Annotated in this window: 1 protein-coding gene; it reads right to left on the minus strand. The window is 73.0% G+C overall.

What is annotated here, in order from left to right; translation table 11 throughout:
- Positions 1-415: hypothetical protein (locus D452_RS30595; protein ID WP_040692813.1), on the minus strand; the 415-nt coding region annotated here is incomplete at both ends.

Consider the following 415-nt stretch of genomic DNA (forward strand, 5'->3'; position numbering starts at 1 on the left):
CAGCATGACGACGAAGACGATCAGGTGCAGCGCCGCCAGCACGCCGCTGATGACCACCGCCTCGATCAGCGGCATTCCGACGCTCGCCGCCAGGAACGGCACGATCCCCGCGGCGAGCATCAGCACCGTGTACCCGGCCTTGTGCCGGCGCCGACCGGTGACGGCGACACTGGCGGCCCAGAACTGGGGAGCGGTCAGCGCGGCGGGATTGGGGCCCAGCAGACCGACCGTGCCGAGCAGCGCCAGGTAGGACACCACGACGTCGCGACGCAGCGCGGTCGCCGGGCGGTCGATCCGGGTGCGGATCACCCGCATCGACGCATAGGCCAGGACGAGCGAGCACAACACCCCGGCGCCCGACAGCGCCGCACCCGCGCTGCCGGGCGCACGGCTGGCGAAGGTCGCCAGCGTCCCG

The sequence above is a fragment of the Nocardiopsis prasina DSM 43845 genome, from assembly GCF_000341265.1.
Classification (GTDB): Bacteria; Actinomycetota; Actinomycetes; order Streptosporangiales; family Streptosporangiaceae; genus Nocardiopsis; species Nocardiopsis prasina.